Below are 22222 nucleotides of genomic sequence, written 5' to 3'. Positions count from 1 at the left end.
TTTACCCCAAGGTTTCCATGCAACAGCATTCCTTTGACGTTCTGATCGTCGGCAGCGGTCTGGCCGGCCTGAGCGCCGCGCTGCGCCTGCCCAGCCATCTGCGCATAGGCCTGCTGACCAAGGGCGCCTTGAGCGAAGGCGCCAGCGCCTGGGCCCAGGGTGGCATTGCCGCTGTCATGGCCGACAACGACAGCTTTGACTCGCATGTGAGCGACACGCTGGTGGCCGGTGCCGGTCTGTGCGACCGCGCGGCCACGCAGTTTGTGGTGGAGAACGCGCCCGTGGCCATCCGCTGGCTCATCGAATTGGGCGTGCCCTTTACCGAAGAAGACGGCCTGCTGCACCTCACCCGCGAAGGCGGCCACAGCGAGCGGCGCATCGTGCACGTGACCGATGCCACCGGTTGGGCCGTGCAGCAGACGCTGATGAAAAAGGTGCTGGCCGCACCGAACATCACGGTGTTCAACCAGCACACGCTGGTGGACCTGATCACCCACCAGAAGCTGGGCCTGCCCGGTGCACAGTGCGTGGGCCTGTACGCCCTGAACGGCGCCACCGACACGGTGGACACCTTTGCCGCTGCCCACACCATGCTGGCCACGGGAGGTGCTGGCAAGGTGTACCTGTACACCACCAACCCCGACACCGCCACCGGCGACGGCATTGCCAGCGCCTGGCGCGCCGGTTGCCGGGTGCAGAACATGGAGTTCATCCAGTTCCACCCGACCTGCCTGTACCACCCGCATGCCAAGTCGTTTTTGATCAGCGAAGCTGTGCGCGGCGAAGGCGGCATCCTGCGCCTGCCCGATGGCACACGCTTCATGCCCGCGCATGACGAACGGGCCGAGCTGGCGCCGCGCGATGTGGTGGCCCGCGCCATCGATTTTGAAATGAAGAAGCACGGCCTGGACTGCGTCTATCTGGACATCACCCACAAGAGCCCGGCTTTCCTGAATGAACACTTTCCCAACATCCTGAAGCGCTGCGCCGAGCTGGGCATAGACATCACCACGCAGGGCATCCCGGTGGTGCCCGCGGCCCACTACACCTGCGGCGGCGTCCTCACCGACCTGGCCGGGAAGACCGACCTGGCGGGCCTGTATGCGATTGGCGAGACCGCCTGCACCGGCCTGCACGGTGCCAACCGCCTGGCCAGCAACTCGCTGGTGGAATGCATGGTGTTTGCCAAGTCGGCAGCGCAGGCCATTGCCGACACCCCCCTGGGCCCGCCGGGCGCTCTGCCCCACTGGGACGACAGCCAGGTGATTGATGCCAACGAGGCGGTGGTGATCTCGCACAACTGGGACGAGCTGCGCCGCTTCATGTGGGACTACGTGGGCATTGTGCGCACCAACAAACGGCTGGAGCGCGCGGCCCACCGCATCGCCCTGCTGCAGTCGGAAGTCCACGAGTACTACGCCCACTTCCATGTCTCGCGCGACCTGCTGGAGCTGCGCAATCTGCTGCAGGTGGCCGACCTGATCGTGCGCTCGGCACAAGCCCGCGTTGAGAGCCGCGGCCTGCACTACAGCCTGGACTATCCAGAGCTCTTGCCGACTGCGCTGCCCACCGTGCTGCAGTCCGCCACCGGCGGCTTACCAATTGTTACAAGATGAAACAACAAGCCCCGACTCAAACCATTGTCCAATGGCTTCACTGATACGCAAACTGCCATGTTTGCTGTCTCCAATATAAACATCTCCAACGTGCAACGAACAACATGATGCGGCTGGATCCAACCGCGCAGTGGCCCTGGGAGCAGGACGCGTCACTGCGCTTCTTGCCTGTCACGGTCGAGAGCGGTGTGGCGGCGCATGTCTGCGCGGCCTTCAGTGGCAGGCACTGGTCCGACATCCGGGCCCTCAACATGGGCAAGGCCGACTGGCAAAAGCATGTGCGCCTGCTGTACGCGCACGAACCCTTCTTCAACCTGGAACTGGAACTGCCCGGCACCGAGGGGCTGCCCCTGTGGATCAGCCTGTCGGGCGTGCCCGTGCTGGACGCGGCCGGTGGCTTTCGAGGCTACCGCGGTGTGGGCCGCGACATCTCCGTGCACAAGGCCACCGAGGCCACCATTGCCGACCTGGCCCTCAACGACCAGCTCACGGGCCTTGCCAACCGCAGGCTGCTGCTGGAGCGCCTGCACTCGGCGCGCCTGGCCAGCACCCGCAGCCAGGAAAGCGGCGCCCTGGTGTTTGTGGACATCGACAACTTCAAGGGCCAGAACCATGCCCTGGGCCATGCCCTGGCAGACGAGCTGCTCAAGGAAGTAGGCACGCGATTGCAGTCCTGCATGCGCGAATACGACACCGTGGCCCGGCTGGGTGGCGATGTGTTCGTGGTGCTGGCCACCGCCCTGGGCCAGGGCAGCGATCACGCGGCCCTGAGCGTGCAAACCATCGTGAAGAAGATGACCGCGGCGCTGGCCCTGCCTTTCACCGCGGGAGCGCGTGAAGCCCGCTTCACCTGCTGCCTGGGCGTCTGCCTGTTCCATGGCGCAGACGCCTCGGGCGAGGAAATATTCAAGCGTGCCGAGATGGCCCTGCGCCAGGCCAAGCAGCACGGGCGCCAGGTCACCCGCTACTTTGACCCGGTGATCGAGGCCCAGATCAACCAGCACGGCCAGATTGAGCGTGCCCTTGCGCTGGCCCTGAGTGCCGACCAGCTGCGCCTGTACTACCAGCCGATTGTGGACATGGAGCGCAAAGTGCTGGGCTATGAGGCGCTGCTGCGCTGGAGCCACCCCGAGCTGGGTATGGTGGGCCCGGACCTGTTCATTGCCGTGGCCGAACAAAGCGGCCTGATTGTGCCCATGGGCGAGTGGGTGATTGCCATGGCCTGCCAGCAGCTGGTGGCGTTCCAGAAATGCCCGGTGCTGGCAGAGCAGACCATTGCCGTCAACCTGAGCGCACGCCAACTGGCGCAGGCCGACCTGGTGGACAACATCAAGCGCATGCTCCAGAGCAGCGGCGCGCCGGCCAACCGGCTCAAGCTCGAGATTACAGAAAGCATGCTGCTGACCGATATAGACAAGACACGCGAGAAACTGCAGGAGCTCACGCGCCTGGGCATCCGTTTCTCGCTGGATGACTTTGGAACCGGTTACTCGTCGCTGAGCTATCTGAAAAAACTGCCCTTGAGCCAATTGAAAATAGACCAGTCCTTTGTGCGCGAGTTGCTGACCGACCCGGTGGATGCCGCCATCGTCAAGACGATTTTGCAACTGGCCAAAAGCCTGGGGCTGTCGGTGATTGCCGAGGGCGTAGAACTCGAAGGCCAGCGCAAGGTGCTGGCCGACATGGGATGCCGTGAATTTCAGGGCTATCTGTTTGGTAAACCCAATCCTTTGGAATGAATGCCTATGCTGCACACCGGTTTGCCCTCTGATGTCATAGACCGCCTGCCCACCCCCAAGGGTGTGGCGCTGGCACTGACACAGGCCTGCCGCCGCGACGATGCCAACCTGGATGAAATCTCCAGCCTGGTGCGCACCGACCCGGCCCTGAGCGGGCGGCTGCTGGCCCTGGCCAATGCGGCTGCGCTGGGCGGGCGCAATGTGGCCTCGGTGGAGGAAGCGGTGGGCCGCATGGGCCTGCTGCGGGTCAGCCAGGTGGCGCTGGCGTTTTCACTGATAGACCAGCACAGTGCGGGCGCCTGCGCCAACTTTGACTACGCCGGTTTCTGGAACCGCTCGCTGCTGATGGCCGCGGCCACGCGCGCCTTCGGCTCGCTGCGCAAGCTGGGGGTGGCCGGTGACCTGTTTACCGTGGGCCTGCTGGCGCAGATCGGCTGCCTGGCACTGGCCACGGCTTTTCCCGCTGCCTACTCCGCTCTGGTGGCACAGGACATGGAACGCGGCGAGCTGTTGGCGCGTGAGCAGGCCGGCATGGGCACCGACCATTTGAAGCTCTCGGTGGCCATGCTGGAGCACTGGGGCATTCCCACCGAGTACGCCCAGCCCTTTGGCCTGTACGAAGCACCCGGCAATGCCGTTGCCGGTGGCACCCCTTCAGACCAGCGGGCCCAGCTGGCGCACAGCGCCTGGCAGCTGGCCGGTGTGCTGGCCCAGGACGGCAGTGATGCCGCGCTGGACCACCCGGACTGCCAGGCCGCCCTTACCTGGCTGGACCTGGAGCGCGATGTGTTGCTGGCGCAGTTGCAGGAAGTTGAATCGGTGTGGCGTGTCTGGCTGGCGCTGATTGCGCGCAAGAGCTAGACCACCCCGTCCAGCTCCAGCCCGTTCGGGTCTATGGTGAATACGGGCTCGGTGTCGGCCCGACTGTCATGGATGTAGCCGCTGATCCACGGCGCTTTGGGGTTGAGGCCGCCGGGCGGTTCGGCAATCGGGTCACTGGCGATGACGTCAATCAGGCGGTTCACCAGCAGGGCAATGTGCTTTTCCTGGCAGCGCACGATGATGGCCACGGCCTGGCTGGGGTCGGCGATGGGCGCCTGGCCGGTCAGCACACACGCGTCGTACACAGCCAGCAAGCTGCTCTTGCCCCCCTGGGTGTAGGTCAGCATGCCCACTGACTCCGATGCCACCGCGGGTGCCGACAGGCGCAGGGCTGCCACCGCCTCAATCACATGTTCGCTTCCCAGGCCGAACATCAGGCGGCCGCATTGCACCACACCGAAATGGCTGGCCAGACCGCTGGCGTCTTCAGAGCGCAGCGGCAGGGTGATGGCGGGCTTGGCCACAACGCTCAGGTCCACGGCGGTGAGCAGCACCGACTGAACGGCCTCGCGGTAGCCGTCGCTGACTTTGAATTCGCGGTAGCCCTGGCTGGGCGCCATGCCCGCCAGGTAGTTGCGGCCATTCCAGTGGCACAAACGGCCCGCTGCGGACTGCGGTGCTTGCGCCAGCAGCTCGGTCACAAAGGCCGGGCTTTCGCCCACCGCCACGTCCCCGTGTGTGCTTGACAGCACACGGCCTGACGGGTCCACAAAGAAGCCCGAGGCCGCGCTGTCCGCAGGCAGCGAGTCTTTCAGCATGGCCTGCAACTCGTCGGTGCAGTTGAAGGCCAGCGCCATGCCGCCCAGGCACTGCTGGGTGCCGGGCTGGCGAATCGGTGCGCAGTACAGATAGGTGCATGCACCATCGGCAAGCGCATGGGGCACCATCTCGGACACGGCATAGGCCTGGCTGCCCTGCAGCGCCAGGGTGCGTTGCAGCAGGGCCGAAGGAATCGAGGCATCACCCTGCATGGACTGCGCATCGCGCGACACCGCCAGGATGCGGCCCTGCCGGTCGAACAGGGCCACGCGGCGGTACACCGTGTAGAGGCTGTTGAGGTGGGCCAAAATGTCGGCCGCACGCTGCTGCGCGGCTTCGGATGGTGCGGTCTGCAACTCCTGCAGCAGCACGGCCAGCTCTTCCGACAGAGCCCACCAGCGGCAGTCGTTGGCGCGCTCGTACAGGTTGCGGTCCATGATGTCCACGGCCAGGCTGGCATGGGCGGCCAGTTCGGCACGCCGCCCGTCCATCAGCAAGACCTTGAGCTCGTGGATGGCCTGGTCAAACACGGCAATGGTCTGCTGGCTGGTGCGCCCGATTTCGGCAAACACCGGGCTCAGGGCCGAGCCTGCCACGGCATTGGACTCGTTGAGCTTGCCGTTCCAGATGACGCGGCTCAGGTCTTCTTCAATGGTTCTGGCGCGCGCAATGATCTGGTGCAGCTCCGGGTTGTCGAGCTCGATGTCGGCAAAGCCCGCGTTGTGCGCGCCCGGCTCCTGTTGCTGCACCGATTCAAAGGCCTGCTCCAGCCCCACCAGTGCCATGGCCGTCCAGCCCGGGCCGGCATAGCCCTGGTAGCCGCGCGTCTCGCAGTGCGCCAGCAGGTAGGCCACGCCCTGGTGGTTGAAGGTTGCCCCAGGGGCCTTGTTATGGCGCAGGGCCTGGGGCAGCTGCAGCGCGTCTTTCACGGCGAAGAGTGCCGGGGCATTGCTGGCCACCACGCGCGCATCGCCGTCCAGCAGGAGCAGCACGGTGTCACGGGCCTGCAGGGTCTTGAAGATGGAGGCCAGCTCCGACTGCAGGTCAAACTTCAGCACCACCACCCCGCAAGCCCGGCCCTCGGGCGACAGGATGCGGTGGGTGTAGAGCAGCACAGGGCCCTGGTTGGGAAACAGCGCGCTGGGGCCGTAGTGCTCGCCATAGCCGTGCTGCGACAGGGCCGGCTCCCACCAGCCCGGCGCCACGGCTGGTGCCGTTGCACGCGGCTTCAAGGCCAGCAGCACCCGGGCCGAGGTGTCGAGCACCAGGATGTCGTCGTACACGGTGTACTTGGCGCGGTATTCGTTCAGGCGGGCATGCAGGCTGTGCGCTGCATCGGCTTCGGGCGACAGCGCATAGCTCACCAGCGGGCCGTCGGTGGCGATAAAGCCCACGTCGGCCGTGCGCTCGAACAGGTTGCGCACCAGGATATCAATGGCCACCTGTGCCTTGGAGGCCAGGTCGCGCTCGCCGTTCTGCAGGTGGGTGAGGGCAATCTGCTCCACCATCTCGCGTGCCAGCTGGCTGAAGGCCAGGCGCGTGTGCTCCAGCGTTTCGATGTAGCCGGCCACCTGCGGCGGGCTCACCACACGGGCCGTGGTTTCAATGACCTTCCAGCTCAGGTCCAGCTTCTTGAGGGTCTTCTCCAGCTTCTGCAAGGCCTGCATGCGGGGGGCAACGATTTCGGTAGCGGTGTTCATCGGGTGGGATCGCCTTTTTATGCAGGCATACAAGCAAAAAGCGCACCACCGATAATCAGCCCCCTGTCTTTACCACCGCACTATGCCAACCCACTTTTTCCGAATCGCCCTGGTCCTGGGGCTGCTGCAGGCCATAGGCCCGTTTGCCATCGACATGTACCTGCCCGCCCTGCCCTCCATTGGCAGCAGCCTGGGCGCATCGGCCAGCGCCGTGCAGGCCAGCCTGATGGCGTTCTTCCTGTCGCTGGGCCTGGGGCAGATGGTCTATGGCCCGGCCTCTGACATGCTGGGGCGCAAGCGGCCGCTAACCTTTGGCCTCTTGGTGTTTGCCGTGGGCAGCGTGGGCTGCGCGCTGGCCCCGGACATCGACACCCTGGTGGTGTGGCGCTTTGTGCAGGGCCTGGGGGCGTGTGCCGGCATGGTGATCCCGCGCGCCGTGGTGCGCGACCTGCACACCGGGGCCGAGGCCGCGCGCCTGATGGCGCTGCTCACCCTGGTGTTCAGCGTCTCGCCCATTCTGGCGCCGCTGGCTGGCAGCTTCCTGATCGAGTGGAGCGACTGGCGCGCCGTGTTCTGGGCCGTGACCGTGGCCGCCGCCCTGGCCATCGTGTTGCTGGCTACCAGCCTGCCCGAAACCCGCACGGCAGAACAGCGCCAGGGCAGCACCGCCGGGAGCGCCCTGGCCGGCTACTGGCTGCTGCTGCGTGATGCCCACTTCATGGGCCTGGTGCTGATAGGCGGCTTTGGCATCTCGGCCTTCTTTGCCTACCTGGCCAACTCCTCCTTTGTGCTGATAGACCATTACGGCCTGAGCACACGGCAATACAGCTACGCCTTTGCGGCCAACGCAATCTCGTTCATCGGCATGTCGCAGCTCACCGGGCGCCTGGTCCAGCGCTTTGGCATGGCGCGCCTGGTCGGGGGCGGCGTGGCCGGCTTTGCCGCGGCCATGGTGGCGGCCCTGCTGCTCAACATCAGCGGTGTGGACGGCATGTGGCCCATGCTGGCCCTGCTCTTTGTGGGCTACGGCTGCCTGGGCCTGGTCATGCCGTCATCGGCCGTGCTGGCGCTGGACGCGCATGGCGAGATCGCCGGCACCGCCTCGGCCCTGATGGGCACGCTGCAGTTCATGACGGGTGCGGCCGTCATGGCCATCGTCGGCGTGTTTGTGGACGGCACGGCGCGGCCCATGCTGGCGGGGGTTGCCGGGGCTGCGGTGTTGACGCTGGTGATTACCCTGATGACGCTGGGCCGGGGGCAGGCGCACCGGCCAATCAATGAGAAGATAGGCACGTAAAACTCCATCACTGGTCAGTGGCCAGTCCCCGATGCTCCACATGACCCTTGACGGCAGCGCTGCCACCCTACGCCGCAATCTGTTGCTTGGGTTTGTCGCCGTCAACGTGCTGGTTGGCATCTGGTTCTTCAACGCACTGTCGCTCAGCCGCGCGGGCTATGAGTCCAATGCTGTGGCCACTACCCAGAACATGGCCCTGCTGCTGGACCAGAGCGTCTCGGGCAGCGTCAACAGCATCAACGTCACGCTGCTGTCCACCCAGGATTTCATGGAAGAGCGTCTGCGCGAGCACCGCAGCCTCAGTGTCACGGAAGTCAATGCCTACTTCAAAAGAGCCCAGGCGCGCCTGCCGGACCTCTATGGCATCCGCGCCGCCAATGCCGAAGGCGCTGTGGTGTTTGGCACGGACGTAGATCCCAAGGCACAAGCCAGTTGGGCAGACCGGGATTTCTTTGCCGCGCTCAAGAACGACCCGGGGCGAGGCCTGGTGGTCACCAACCCGATCTACGGCAAGGTCACGAAGAAGTGGATACTGTCGTTTGTACGGCGCTACAACCATCCCGATGGCCGGTTTGCGGGTGTCATTTCGGCTTCCATGCCGGTGGAGTATTTCTATGGCCTGCTGGCCTCGCTCAACGTGGGCCCGTCCGGCATTGCCTTGCTGCGAGATTCCAACCTGGCGCTGATTGCCCGGTATCCGGCCATCATCGGAGCCAACGGGCAGCTCGGCGCCAAGACCTTTTCGCCGGAGCTCAATGCCGCCATCCAGTCAGGCCGGCAGAGCGTCACCTTTCACACCAAGCGCACCTCCGACAACGTGGAGAGGACCAGCACCTACAGAAGGCTGTCGCAGGTGCCCTTCCACCTGGTCACTGGTTTGGCCTCGGACGACTATCTGGCGGCATGGCGCACCGAAGCCGAGAACGCCGTCATCCAATACGCCATCTTCCTGCTGGTCACCGCCCTGGCGACCTGGCTGCTGTACCAGTCCTACCAGCGCATGCGCATGGCCCAGCAGCGCAGCGCCGCGGTGCTGCGCGGCGCCAGCGATGGCATCCACGTGCTGGACCAGGAGGGCAAACTGGTGTTTGCCAACGACTCCTTCTTCCGCATGCTGGGCCGGGAATATGCAGCCGATGTGACGCTGGGCGTGGAGGACTGGGACCACAGTCTGAGCAAGGAACAGCTGCTGGGCCTCCTGTCCGAGAGCCTGCAGTCCGGCAAGCAAAAGCTGGTGCAGACCGTGCACCGCAGACTGGATGGCTCCACCTTCAACGTGGAGGTCAGCATCCTGCCGCAGGAACTGCAGGGGCGTATGGTGCTGTTCTGTGCGTCGCGCGATGTCTCGGACCGCTTCAAGGCCGAGGCCGAGGCCCGCCAGACCCAGGCCTTGATGATCGCGGCCATCGACGCTGCAGGCGAGGCCTTCGTCATGTACGACGAGGACGACCGCCTGGTCTATTGCAATGCGAAGTACCACGAGCTGTATGCCAGCACCCGCGACTGGATTGTGGTGGGCACCCGGTTTGAGGATCTGGTGCGCTGGGGCGCGCAGCGCGGCATCTACAAGGATGCCGTGGGCCATGAAGAAGCCTTTGTGGCCGAACGTGTGGCAGCGCACCAGGCCGGAAACGTCGAAGTGGTGACCCATCTCGAAGATGGCCGCTCGATTCGCGTGCTGGACCGCAAGATGCCCAATGGCTACACCGTGGGTTTTCGGCTGGACATTACCGGTCTGGTGCAGGCAACCCAACGCGCCGAAGAGGCCGCCCGCTCCAAGGCACAGTTTTTGGCCAATATGAGCCACGAAATCCGCACGCCCATGAATGCCATCCTGGGTTTGCTCAACCTGTTGCAGAGTACCGAGCTGACCTCCCGCCAGCGCGACTACGCCAGCAAGACCGAGGGCGCAGCGCAGTCCCTGCTCGGGCTGCTGAACGACATTCTGGATTTCTCCAAGGCCGAGGCCGGCAAGATGACGCTGGAGGACGAGCCCTTCCGGCTGGACAAGGTGCTGCGCAATCTCTCGGTGGTGCTGTCCTCCAATGTGGGGGCCAAAGACATCGAGGTGCTCTATGACCTGGATGCCAGCTTGCCCACGCTGGTGCGGGGCGACGCCATGCGCCTGCACCAGGTGCTGGTCAACCTGTGCGGCAACGCCATCAAGTTCACCGCCGAGGGCGAGGTGGTGCTGTCGCTGCACATGCTGGCGCAGGACAGGCATTCCGCCACCATCGAATTTGCGGTGAAGGACACGGGCATTGGCATTGCGCCCGCGCTGCAGTCACATATTTTCAGTGGCTTCTCGCAGGCCGAGGGTTCCACCACGCGCCGCTTTGGTGGCACCGGCCTGGGCCTGGCCATCAGCAAGCGCCTGGTGGAAATGATGGGCGGGCGCATTGACATCCACAGCACGCCGGGCACCGGCAGCACCTTCAGCTTTGTGCTGAAATTGCCGGTGGTGGAGCGGGTACCCGAGGCCCTTGCGGAACCGAACCGCACGGTGCCGGCACCCCAGCGCGTGCTGGTGGTGGATGACCACTCGCTGGGCAGCGCCCTGACCCTGCGCATGGTGCGCTCCTGGGGCTGGCCGGCAGACCTGGCGAGCAGCGGGCCATTGGCACTGGACATGGTGGCCAGCGCCTTCGCCGCCAACCCGCTGGCGTTTCCCTATCCGGTGATTTACATGGACTGGCAAATGCCGGACATGGACGGCTGGGAAGCCACCCACCACATCCGGCAGTGGGCACGCGAGCGCGGGCTGGCGCAGCCCACCATCATCATGGTCACAGCGCACGGGCGCGACGTACTGACCCATCGCACTGCCGCCGAACAGGACCTGCTCAACGGCTTTCTGGTCAAGCCGGTGACGGCCGCCGCGCTGCTGGACGCCCTGATCGATGCCGGCACTGGCGACGCCGGACTGCGGCACATGACCACCGGGCGCAACAACATCCGCAGGCTCAGCGGCATGCGCATTCTGGTGGTGGAAGACAACCTGATCAATCAGCAAGTGGCCGACGAGTTGCTGAGTGCGGCCGGTGCCATCGTGTCCCTGGCCGCCAATGGACAGCTGGGCGTGGAAGCGGTGGCCGCAGCAGCGCCCCAGTTTGATGTGGTGCTGATGGATGTGCAGATGCCGGTGCTCGATGGCTACGGTGCCACACGGGCCATTCGGGAGGAGCTGGGCCTGGCGCAGCTGCCCATCATTGCGATGACGGCCAACGCCCTGGCCACCGACCGCGAGGCCTGCCTGGCTGCGGGCATGAACGCACACGTGGGCAAGCCCTTTGACATTGGCGAGTTGGTCTCGCTGCTGGTCCGCATCTGCGGATTTCAATCCCCCAATGACCTGCGGGATGCGACCCCGTCAGCCCCTGCAGCCACAGACACGCTACCCGAAGTGACCGGTCTGGACCTGCAGGGCGCACTGGGGCGCATGGCGGGCATGCGGTCGCTGTATGTGCGCACCGCGCGCGACTTCGTGCGGATCATGGACACCGTCATCCAGGAGATTGGGCAATACCTGGCCTCCGGCGACAGACCCGCAGCACTGATGCGCTTGCACACGCTCAAGGGCAATGCCGGTACGCTGGGTGCCACGCAGCTGGCGCAGCAGGCCGTCGTGCTGGAGGCCACCTGCAAAGCAGCGTCTGCAACGAGCGACTGTGTCCTGGGCCTGGAGGCCTTGGGCACGCAGGTCCGCTCCACGCAGGCCAGCCTGCACGAGGCCATTGCGCTGCTGGAGCCTGACGGACCAAGCCCCAAGGCAAGTGCCAGCGACAGCACCCTCCCGCAGGCAGCCCGGCAGGCCCTGCAACAGATCAGCGCACTGGCCGCCGCCGATGATTTCGAAGTCCTGCAATGCTTTGCCGAATCGCGCCTGGCCCTGAGCGCCCTGCCGGACGATTTTGTCGACACACTGGAAGCCGCGTTGCAGGACCTGGACCTGCAAGCGGTGTGCGTGCTGTGTGACGACAGGCTGGCACTGGCCTGAAGGCCTGACCCTGGTCGTGCCTGGCGCTGGTGGCGTGCCCCAACCTACTGCAACACCAGCGGCAAACCCTTGCGATCAAACACCAGGTAGCGGTCCATGTCGCCGCGCTTGATGGCTTGCACCATGGCTTGCAGGCAGGCATCCACTTCGGCCTGGCTGGCGGCGTTCTGCGGGTCGGCTGACATGGCGGCGGCCACCACAAAGCGCCAGTCCGGTATGAGCTGTGTGGCCTCTTGCGCCAGGGCTTCAAAGGAGGGCACCTCGTAAGGGCTTTTGTCCACACACAGCGCGGGCACCAGCGCGCCGCCCTGCCCGGCTTCGAACCCTGCGCGTTGCGCGGGGCTGGCGTCTTCCGGCAACTCCACACTGGCAAACACCAGCAGCAGGCGCTGTGGCAGGGCTTGCGTGCGCGCGGCCTGCAAGAGATCGGCAAAGTTTTCTATGTTCATGGTGGTTCTACTGCACCAGCGGTGAATCGGCCGCGTCCAGCGCAACACCTTCCACCTGCGCCTGCCCCACCAGCAGGCTCATGTACTGGTGCAGCGCCTTGGCGCGCGACTGCATGGCCAGCTGCGCGGCCACGCGTTCACGCACCGCCTCAAAGCCGGGGGTGGTGCCTTCGCGGCGCTCCAGCACGTCGATGATGTGAAAGCCAAAGCGGCTGTGGATCAGGCGCGGCTGCACCCCCAGGCCCACACCGACCTCGGTCTGGAAGAAGAGTTCCCGGGCCAGCTCGGGCGCGCAGTCCTGCGGCCCCACCCAACCCAGGTCACCGCCCTGGGTGCTGGTGGGGCAGTTGGAGAGCTCACCTGCCAGCTTGCCAAACAGGTCCAGCGGCGCGTTCTTGCCCAGGAGGCTGATCAGGGCCTTTTCGGCATGCACGGTGAGGGCCTGCACATTCACGCCCTGTGTCACCGCAAACAGAATGTGGCGCAGGTGCACGGCCTGGCCCACGGTGTACTGGGATTTGCGGGCATCGAAGTAGCGCTGGCATTCTTCATCCGTGGGCTTGGGCACCTGCACTGCGCCGTCCACCATGGTCTCGATCACTTTGCGTTCTGCCTCATCAAGCTCGGGTGCGGCCAGCACGCCCTTGCGCGGCAACAGACCGGCCTTGACGGCCTGCTGGCGCAGCAACTCGGTGTAGGCCAGCTCGCGCAGGGTTTCCTCATCGGGGCGCTGCTCGGGCGCATGCAGGGCAATGCCGTTGACCATGGCGATCGCTTGGGGCTCGGGGGTGGCCTTGGAGCTGCAGCCGCAGCTGCCGCCGCCGCAACCGTGGCTTGCTGTGGGTGTTGTTGTCATGGTGTGTCTTTTCAAAGAAGTTTCAGCGTGCGGTGCGGCTCAGCGGCTCGCGTTCCACCAGCCCGAGCTTGCGGCTGCGCACCATCTGGTAGGGGCGAATCACATAGGCCAGGGTGCCAAAGCCGCTCCACACATGCACCAGCCGCGTGAAGGGGAAGACCAGGAAGATGCTCATGCCCAGGAACATGTGCAGCTTGAAGACCAGGCCCGCCTCATTCAGCAACTCGGGTGCACCGGCGCGGAAGGTGACGATGTGCTGGGCCCACTCTGCCAGCTTGATCATCATGCTGCCGTCCAGGTGCTGGGCTGAGAGCGGAATAGTGGCCAGGCCCAGGGCCAGTTGCAGCCACAGCAAGACCAGCAGCAGGATGTCGCTGGGCTTGGAGTTGATGCGGATACGCTCGTCACCCAGGCGGCGGTGCAGCAGGATGCTCACGCCGATAAAACCCAGCACGCCAAACAGCCCACCCGAAACCATGGCCAGCAGCTGCTTGTGGCCAGCGCTGATCAAGGGCTCGTAAATAAAGTGCGGCGTGAGCATGCCCACGGTGTGGCCACCCAGCAGAAACAGCACGCCCACATGGAACAGGTTGCTGCCCCAGCGCAGCTGGCCACGGCGCAGCAGCTCCGAAGAGTCGCTCTTCCAGGTGTACTGGTCGCGGTCAAAGCGGATCAGGCTGCCGAGCAGAAAAATGCCCAGGCAGATGTAGGGGTAGATGCCGAACAGGAAGTTGTCCAGGTAAGTCATATGCGGGCTCCTTGGGTGTTGTTCCCCTTGGCAAAAACGGATGCGGGCGTGGCTGGGGACGCCGTTGCAGCGGCAGGCGCGGCCGTCTTGCGCACGATGTGGATGGGCTGGGCCTCGCCCGGCTTGGACTGGCCCTTGGTACTGCAGCCATCAAAGGCCTCGGGTTCCTGCCAGACGTCGTCCATGGCCTCGTCCGCGACGATGGGAACGGCCTGCACCTTCTGGCCCGCCAGCTCCAACACAGCGGCCACGGCAGCGGCATAGGGGCTGCCGCGTTGCAGCAGCGCGCTGAACACAGCGCTCAGGATGTGGGCCATCTCACCCAGAAAATCAGCCGCCAGTTTGGGCGGTTGCGTGGAAGCAAACTCCAGCACCACGCACAAGTGGTCGGGCAGCTCTTCGGGGGCCAGGAACAGACCGGCCTTTTCGTAGGTCTGCACCAGGTCCACCATGGCCGGGCCGCGGTCGCGCGAGTCGCCGTGGATGTGCTCGAACATATGCAGCGAGGTGGCGCGGCCGCGGTCGAATGTTTCCACGTAGCGCGCTTCCACCTCCATCGGGTCCAGCCCCCTGAGCTGCACCGCCAGGCTGTGCAGTTCGGCGCGGCGTGCCACGGGGATGACGGCCTCGGTGTCTATGGCCTGCATCAGCTCGGGCAAATGCGCGCGCAATTCGGCATCGGGATAGCCCAGAAAGGCGGCCAGTGCACGCAGGGAGTATCGGTTGGGTTTCATGGCGTGCTTTCCTTAGACGTAGGACTTGATAGGAATGGTGCGGGGCTTGGTGCCGCCGAACAGGCTGGTCTCTGACTCGCCATCCGAGCAGCCATTGCCAAACGAGAAGCCGCAGCCGCCGCGCAGGTCAAAGGTGTTCTCGGCGTATTCGCGGTGGCTGGTGGGGATCACGAAGCGGTCTTCGTAATTGGCAATCGCCATGATCTGGTACATCTCTTCCACCTGGGCCACGGTCAGGCCCACCTGCTCCAGCACGGCCAGGTTTTGCTCCTGGTCCACATGCTTGCTGCGCTGGAAGGCGCGCATGGCCAGCATGCGTTCCAGGGCGCGCACCACGGGGGCGGTGTCACCGGCAGTGAGCAGATTGGCCAGGTACTGCACGGGGATGCGCATCTGGGCAATGTCTGGGATCTCGCCATTGATGCCGATGTGGCCGGCGTTGGCGGCACTGGTGATGGGCGACAAGGGCGGCACATACCAGACCATGGGCAGCGTGCGGTACTCGGGGTGCAGGGGCAGGGCCACTTTCCAATCCACCGCCATCTTGTAGACCGGGCTGTTGCGCGCACCGATCAGCCAGGCCTCGGGAATGCCGTCCTTGCGGGCCTGGGCAATCACGGCCGGGTCATTGGGGTTGAGGAAGATGTCCAGCTGCGCCTGGTACAGGTCTTTCTCATCCTTCACACTGGCGGCTTCGGCAATGCGGTCTGCGTCATACAGCACCACGCCCAGGTAGCGGATGCGGCCCACGCAGGTCTCGCTGCACACCGTGGGTTGCCCGGCTTCGATGCGCGGGTAGCAGAAGATGCACTTCTCGGCCTTGCCGCTTTTCCAGTTGTAGTAAATCTTCTTGTAGGGGCAGCCAGAGACGCACATGCGCCAGCCGCGGCACTTGTCCTGGTCGATCAGCACAATGCCGTCGTCTTCGCGTTTGTAAATAGAGCCGCTGGGGCAGCTTGCCACGCAGGCCGGGTTCAGGCAGTGCTCGCACAGGCGCGGCAGGTACATCATGAAGGTGTTTTCGAACTGGCCCACCATGTCTTTTTGCACCTGGTCGAAGTTGGCCAGGTTGGCGTCCTTGCTGCGCTTGGAGAATTCGCCGCCCAGGATCTCTTCCCAGTTGGGGCCCCACTCGATCTTCTCCATGCGCTTGCCCGTGATCAGGCTGCGTGGGCGTGCTGTCGGCGCGTGCTTGGTCTCGGGTGCGGACTGCAGGTGGTCGTAGTCGAAGGTGTAGGGCTCGTAGTAGTCGTCGATCTGCGGCAGGTTGGGGTTGGAGAAGATGCGCATGAGCAGCTTCCACTTGCCGCCCTGACGCGGCTCAATCGAGCCGTCGGCTTTGCGAATCCAGCCACCGTTCCACTTGTCCTGGTTTTCCCACTCCTTGGGGTAGCCGATGCCGGGCTTGGTTTCCACGTTGTTGAACCAGGCGTACTCCATGCCAGGGCGACTGGTCCAGACGTTCTTGCAGGTGACCGAACAGGTGTGGCAACCAATGCACTTGTCCAGGTTGAGCACCATGGCGATTTGGGCGCGTATTTTCATTTTGTATTCTCCTCAGGCCTGAACCGTTGCGGGGGCTTCACCGTCGAGCCAATCGATCTTGCGCATCTTGCGCACCACCACAAACTCATCGCGGTTGGTGCCGATAGTTCCGTAGTAGTTGAAGCCGTAGCTGAACTGCGCGTAGCCGCCAATCATGTGGGTGGGCTTGGTCACGATGCGGGTCACCGAGTTGTGGATGCCGCCGCGTGTGCCGGTGATTTCGGCACCGGGGGTGTTGATGATTTTTTCCTGCGCGTGGTACATCATCACCATGCCCACCTTGACGCGCTGGCTCACCACCGCACGGGCCGCAATGGCGCCGTTGATGTTGAACAGCTCGACCCAGTCGTTGTCCACAATGCCAGCCGCTCGGGCGTCGTCTTCGCTCAGCCAGATCACCGGGCCACCGCGGTTGAGCGTGAGCATCATCAGGTTGTCGGTGTACGTGCTGTGGATGCCCCACTTCTGGTGCGGCGTGATGAAGTTCAAGGAGATTTCCTTGTTGCCATTGGGCTTGCGGTCCATGATGCCGGTCACGGCCTTCAGGTCCACGGGGGGCCTGTAGCTGGTCAGCCCCTCGCCAAAGGCGATCATCCAGGGGTGGTCCAGGTAGAAGTGCTGACGTCCGGTCAGGGTGCGCCATGGGATCAGCTCATGCACATTGGTGTAGCCGGCGTTGTAGCTCACGGTTTCACTCTCGATGCCGCTCCACGTGGGCGAAGAAATAATCTTGCGCGGCTGGGCCTGGATGTCGCGGAAGCGGATCTTTTCGTCTTCGCGGTGGATGGCCAGGTGGGTGTGGTCGCGCCCGGTGATTTTGCTCAGTGCCTCCCAGGCCTTGACGGCCACATGGCCGTTGGTCTCGGGGGCGAGTTGCAACACCACCTCGCAGGCGTCGATATCGCTTTCTATTTTTGCCATGCCTTTGGTCACGCCTTCGGCATGCACCCGGCCATTCAATTCAGCGAGTTGCTTGACCTCGGTCTTGGTGTCCCAGCCAATGCCCTTGCCGCCGTTGCCGGCCTTCTCCATGAGGGGCCCCAGGGCTGTGAAACGCTTGAACACATTGGGGTAGTCGCGCTCCACCACGGCGATGCTGGGGCCGGTCTTGCCGGGGATGAGTTCGCATTCACCGCGCTTCCAGTCACTCACACCAAAGGGCTGGGCCAGCTCGGCTGGCGTGTCGTGCATCAGGGGCGTGAGCACCACTTCTTTTTCCACACCCAGGTGGCCTACACACACCTTGCTGTAGGCCTCGGCAAAGCCCTTGTAGATTTCCCAGTCCGACTTGCTTTGCCAGGCCGGGTCCACCGCGGTGGAGAGCGGGTGGATGAAGGGGTGCATGTCGCTGGTGTTGAGGTCGTTCTTCTCGTACCAGGTGGCAGTGGGCAGCACGATGTCGGAGTACAGGCAGGTGGTGCTCATGCGGAAGTCCAGCGTGACCAGCAGGTCCAGCTTGCCTTCGGGTGCGTCCTTGTGCCAGACCACCTCGGCCGGCTTGGCATCGTCCACACCCAGGTCCTTGCCCTGCACGCCGTGGGTGGTGCCAAGCAAATGCTTCATGAAATATTCATGGCCCTTGCCGCTCGATCCCAGCAGGTTACTGCGCCACACAAACATATTGCGCGGCCAGTTTTGCGGGTGGTCCGGGTCCTCGCAGCTCATCTTCAGCGAACCGTCCTTGAGCGACTTCACCACGTAGTCTTTGGGGTCCATGCCCGCGGCGGTGGCGTCCTTCACAACCTGGAAGGAGTTGGTCTGCAGCTGCGGCGCACTGGGCAGCCAGCCCATGCGCTCGGCGCGCACGTTGTAGTCAATCAGGCTGCCGCCGTATTTGGATTTGTCGGCCAGGGGCGAGAGGATTTCTTCCACACCCAGCTTTTCGTAGCGCCACTGGTCGGTGTGGGCGTAGAAGAAGCTGGTGCTGTTCATCTGCCGGGGTGGGCGCACCCAGTCCAGGGCAAAGGCCAGCGCGGTCCAGCCGGTCTGTGGGCGCAATTTTTCCTGCCCCACATAGTGGGCCCAGCCGCCGCCGCTTTGGCCTATGCAGCCGCACATCATCAGCATGTTGATGATGCCGCGGTAGTTCATGTCGCTGTGGTACCAGTGGTTCATGGCAGCGCCGATGATGACCATGGACTTGCCTTTGGTCTTGTCGGCGTTGTCGGCAAACTGACGCGCAACAGCAATGATCTGGTCGCGCTTGACGCCGGTGATCTTCTCTTGCCAGGCGGGGGTGTACGGTGTGTCTTCGTCATAGTTGAGGGCGGCGTTTTCTCCAGGCAGACCACGCGAGACACCGTAGTTGGCCACCGTCAGATCGAACACGGTGGCAACGAGTGCATAGCGCTCTTCACCGGCCTTGCCCAGTTTGATGCGACGCACCGGCACCTTGCGCACCAGGATGTCGTCCACCGCAGCGTCCTGCTGGTTGGCGCTGAAGTTGGGTGTGCGGATGCCGCCGAAGTACGGGAAGCCCACATCGCCCACGTCATAGTCGGCAGCCACTCCGCCGTCAGACGCTTCCATCAGACTCAGCTTGAGTTTGACGTCACCGTCATGGCGCGCTTCCTTGTCTTCCAGGTTCCACTTGCCCACGTCGGTGCGGTCTTCCGCACCCCAGCGAAAACCAATGCTGCCATTGGGCACCACGATCTTGTCGCTGGTGTCTATGGCCAGTGTTTTCCACTCGGGGTTGTTGGCCTGGCCCAGCTTGCCATTGAAGTCGCTGGCGCGCAGGTAGGCGCCGGGCACCAGCACCGTGCGGCCGTCGGGCAGCTTGCGTTCCTCCAGCTGCACCAGATTCGGCATGTCGGTATAGCGGCGCACGTAGTCATCGAAATACGCGGAGCGCTTCTCGAAGTAGAACTCTTTGAGGATCACGTGGCCCATGGCCATGGCCACGGCTGCATCGGTGCCTTGCTTGGGGTGCATCCACAGATCGGCCAGCTTGCTGATCTCGGCATAGTCGGGCGTGATGGCCACGGTCTTGGCGCCCTTGTAGCGCACCTCGGTGAAGAAGTGGGCGTCGGGCGTGCGGGTCTGGGGCACGTTGGAGCCCCAGGCGATGATGAAGGTGGAGTTGTACCAGTCGGCCGATTCGGGCACGTCGGTCTGCTCACCCCACACCTGGGGAGAGGCTGGGGGCAAGTCGCAATACCAGTCGTAAAAGCTCATGCATACGCCGCCTATCAGGCTCAGGTAGCGGCTGCCTGCGGCGTAGCTGACCATACTCATGGCGGGGATAGGCGAGAAGCCGATCACGCGGTCCGGGCCATACTTTTTGGCGGTGTAGACGTTGGCGCTGGCAATGAGCTGGTTGATCTCTTCCCAGGTGCTGCGCACAAAGCCGCCCAAGCCGCGCTGCCGGGTCCACTCAGTGCGCGCGTCGGCGTTTTCCACAATCGCGGCCCAGGCATCCACCGGGCTCTTGGCCACGGCCAGCGCGGCGCGCCAATGCGTGAGCAAGCGGGCGCGGATCATGGGGTATTTGACGCGGTTGGCGCTGTACAGGTACCACGAATACGAGGCACCGCGGGCGCAGCCGCGTGGCTCGTGGTTGGGCAGGTCGGGCCGGGTGCGGGGGTAGTCGGTCTGCTGGGTTTCCCAGGTGACGATGCCGCCCTTCACATAGATTTTCCACGAGCACGAGCCCGTGCAATTGACGCCGTGGGTGCTGCGCACGATTTTGTCGTGGGCCCAGCGGTCGCGGTAGGCGTCTTCCCAGGTACGGTCTTCCGCGGTGGTCACGCCGTGGCCGTCGGAAAAGCTTTCCTTGGGGGCCGAGAAGTGGCTCAGGCGGTCCAGAAAATGGCTCATGGTTTGCTCCAGGTGAAATGCGTTTGCTTGGTCATGTTTGTTTGGCTGCTTGTGTGGGGGCCGAGGTCAGCGGGGTGGATATTTCCGTCCGTGTCCCCCGCCCTTCGGGCTCCTCCTTTACCTACCGGAAACACCCACCCCACTGCCCTCGGCTGCGAGGAGTGTTGGTACGCAATGGCTGAATGCATGGACTCCCTTTGCGTGCCAACAACGCTGGTTGCCTTCGGACTGCTTGCCCTCTGCGTGCCAACAACGCTGGCGGACTCAGGACGGTGTGGCGCTTCGTTCCTGTAGGTAAAGGAGGAGGCCGAAGGCCGGGGGACACGGAAGGAACGGAGTGCCACGTCGGCCTGAGGCCCGAAGAAGCAGAGGCGTGAAGTGACCGCGCCCCCCCGACCCCTGTGCAACACAGTGACAAAAAGTGACTTCATGGGTTCTTGATCTCCGAACCGGCGCGCAGATAAAACCACCAGTTCAACACCAGACACAGCGCATAGAAAACAGAAAACCCATAGAACGCAAACTGCGGCGTACCGGCCTTGATCTGCTGCCCAATGAGCACAGGGGCAATAAAGGCGCCGTAGGCTGCAACAGCAGAGGTCCAGCCCAACACGGGCCCCGCTTGCTGGCGGTCAAAGATGAAGCCCACGCTGCGAAAGGTCGAGCCGTTGCCAATGCCGCTGGCAGCAAACAGCACGATGAACAAACCCATGAACATCGGGAAGTACTGCTCCGGCGTGGCCGAGCCGTAGGCCTGCAACATCACATAGCCCACTGCAGCTGACGCAAGCACCATCACCGCCGAGATCATCTGCGTGACGATGGAGCCGCCCACCTTGTCAGAGATCCAACCACCCAACGGGCGCACGGCCGCACCCACAAAGGGGCCCATCCAGGCGTAGGTGAGGGCCGACGGCGCGTTGGGATTTTTCAGGGTGTGCTGCAGGATGCCAGCCGCATCCGGAATATGCTGAAAACCAAAGATCACCGTGATGGCCAGGGGCAGTGCCATGGAGAAGCCGATAAAGCTGCCGAAGGTCACCACATACAGCGCCGTCATCGTCCAGGTGTGCTTGTTGCTGAAGATGGCAAACTGCTTTTGCACGTTCTCCTTCATCGCGCCAAAGGCGGCCAGGCGCATCATCAGCACAGCCGCCAGAATGTCCAGCGGGATGGCCACCCACATGTTGAGCAGCCCCAAGCCGGTGGGCGCCGGCAGGTACAGGTAGAGCATGGCAATGGAGGGAACAAAGGCCAGCGAGTACAGGTAGGTGATCTTGGCGAAGGCCACCACCGGGTTGCCGGTGGCGGGCGACACGGTCTTGAGGTTGTTCATGCCCCACCAGCACAGAATGGACAGCGGCACCAGCGACAGCACCCAGGCAAAACCGGCGTTCTGGATGTAGGTGGGCGTGCCTGCGGCAATCTTGCCGAAGATCCAGCCGCTGTCTTTCACCAGGACCTTGGCCTCGCCGCCCAAGGCGCCAAACAGGCCCAGCGTCATCACCAGCGGAATCACGATCTGCATGGTGGTCACGCCAAAGTTGCCCAGGCCAGCGTTCAGGCCCAGCGCCGTGCCCTGCAGCTTCTTGGGGAAGAACGTGGAAATGTTGGACATGGAGCTGGCAAAGTTGCCGCCCCCCACGCCCGACCACAGCGCCATCAGCTGAAACACCCACAGCGGCCACTCGGGGTGCTGCAGCGCCATGCCGGTGCCAATGGCCGGCGCCAGCAGCATGGCCGTGGTCAGGAAGATGGTGTTGCGCCCACCGGCCATGCGGATCAGGAAGGAGGCCGGAATGCGCATGGTGGCACCCGATATGCCTGCAATGGCCGTCAGCGTAAAGAGCTCGTCCTTGGTGAACGGGAAGCCCAGGTTGAGCATCTGCACCGTGATGATTCCCCACATGCCCCACACGGCAAAGCCGCACAGCAGGGCCGGAATGGAAATCCACAGGTTGCGGTAGGCAATCTTCTTGCCGGTGTTCTGCCAGAAGGTTTCATCTTCCGGGCGCCAGTCGGCAATGTCGGCGTCGCTGGTGGCGCCGCGACCGTTCAGGGTGTGGGTGGTCATAAGAGTC

At 64.0% G+C, this 22222-nt stretch carries 13 protein-coding genes; 5 read left to right on the top strand and 8 right to left on the bottom strand.

Going from position 1 to position 22222, the window contains the following annotated elements; all coding sequences use genetic code 11:
• Positions 1-17 precede the first annotated feature (17 nt).
• From nadB to DIC66_RS09170, 3 genes are all read left to right on the top strand, one after another.
• Positions 18-1616 (top strand): L-aspartate oxidase, encoded by a 1599-nt coding sequence (gene nadB / locus DIC66_RS09180; protein ID WP_117176329.1) that lies wholly within the window; start codon positions 18-20, stop codon positions 1614-1616.
• Between the two features lie 107 nt (positions 1617-1723).
• A complete protein-coding gene (locus DIC66_RS09175; protein ID WP_158558883.1) occupies positions 1724-3355 on the top strand; it encodes a putative bifunctional diguanylate cyclase/phosphodiesterase in 1632 nt (543 codons plus the stop codon).
• 6 nt (positions 3356-3361) lie between these two features.
• The gene (locus tag DIC66_RS09170; RefSeq protein WP_158558882.1) at positions 3362-4216 is read left to right on the top strand and encodes an HDOD domain-containing protein; all 855 of its coding nucleotides are present in this window, start codon (positions 3362-3364) and stop codon (positions 4214-4216) included.
• Here DIC66_RS09170 and DIC66_RS09165 read toward each other — a convergent pair.
• Complete coding sequence (locus DIC66_RS09165) at positions 4213-6696, bottom strand: chemotaxis protein CheW (protein ID WP_117176323.1); 2484 nt, start codon at positions 6694-6696, stop codon at positions 4213-4215. The genes DIC66_RS09170 and DIC66_RS09165 overlap by 4 nt on opposite strands.
• A gap of 82 nt (positions 6697-6778) precedes the next feature.
• Between DIC66_RS09165 and DIC66_RS09160 the strand changes: the two genes are divergently transcribed.
• Together DIC66_RS09160 and DIC66_RS09155 are read left to right on the top strand one after the other, a co-directional pair.
• Positions 6779-7993: a multidrug effflux MFS transporter gene (locus tag DIC66_RS09160; RefSeq protein WP_117176321.1), complete on the top strand. Its 1215-nt coding sequence runs from the start codon at positions 6779-6781 to the stop codon at positions 7991-7993.
• A 40-nt stretch (positions 7994-8033) separates the two neighbouring features.
• A complete protein-coding gene (locus tag DIC66_RS09155; protein ID WP_158558881.1) occupies positions 8034-11990 on the top strand; it encodes a response regulator in 3957 nt (1318 codons plus the stop codon).
• 44 nt (positions 11991-12034) lie between these two features.
• Here the strand turns inward: DIC66_RS09155 and DIC66_RS09150 are convergent, their stop codons facing one another.
• The 7 genes from DIC66_RS09150 to DIC66_RS09120 all read right to left on the bottom strand — a co-directional run bounded on the left by DIC66_RS09150 (position 12035) and on the right by DIC66_RS09120 (position 22215).
• Entirely contained in the window at positions 12035-12439 is a 405-nt protein-coding gene (locus DIC66_RS09150; protein WP_117176318.1) for a ribonucleotide reductase subunit alpha, read from the bottom strand.
• A gap of 7 nt (positions 12440-12446) precedes the next feature.
• Complete coding sequence (locus DIC66_RS09145; RefSeq protein WP_117176316.1) at positions 12447-13295, bottom strand: peptidylprolyl isomerase; 849 nt, start codon at positions 13293-13295, stop codon at positions 12447-12449.
• Between the two features lie 22 nt (positions 13296-13317).
• On the bottom strand, positions 13318-14043 hold the full coding sequence (gene narI, locus DIC66_RS09140; RefSeq protein WP_117176314.1) for a respiratory nitrate reductase subunit gamma: 726 nt from the start codon (positions 14041-14043) through the stop codon (positions 13318-13320).
• The gene (narJ, locus tag DIC66_RS09135) at positions 14040-14777 is read right to left on the bottom strand and encodes a nitrate reductase molybdenum cofactor assembly chaperone (protein WP_117176312.1); all 738 of its coding nucleotides are present in this window, start codon (positions 14775-14777) and stop codon (positions 14040-14042) included. The genes narI and narJ overlap by 4 nt, the downstream gene beginning before the upstream one ends.
• Positions 14778-14789: 12 nt before the next feature.
• A complete protein-coding gene (narH, locus tag DIC66_RS09130; protein ID WP_117176311.1) occupies positions 14790-16322 on the bottom strand; it encodes a nitrate reductase subunit beta in 1533 nt (510 codons plus the stop codon).
• A gap of 12 nt (positions 16323-16334) precedes the next feature.
• On the bottom strand, positions 16335-20141 hold the full coding sequence (locus DIC66_RS09125) for a nitrate reductase subunit alpha (protein ID WP_117176309.1): 3807 nt from the start codon (positions 20139-20141) through the stop codon (positions 16335-16337).
• A 427-nt stretch (positions 20142-20568) separates the two neighbouring features.
• On the bottom strand, positions 20569-22215 hold the full coding sequence (locus DIC66_RS09120) for an MFS transporter (protein ID WP_117176307.1): 1647 nt from the start codon (positions 22213-22215) through the stop codon (positions 20569-20571).
• Between the last annotated feature and the right edge of the window lie 7 nt (positions 22216-22222).

The sequence above is a fragment of the Rhodoferax lacus genome (genome assembly GCF_003415675.1).
Taxonomy (GTDB): domain Bacteria; phylum Pseudomonadota; class Gammaproteobacteria; order Burkholderiales; family Burkholderiaceae_C; genus Allorhodoferax; species Allorhodoferax lacus.
The sequence above is the reverse complement of the archived record's forward strand: the minus strand, read 5'-3'. Positions and strand labels throughout refer to the sequence as shown.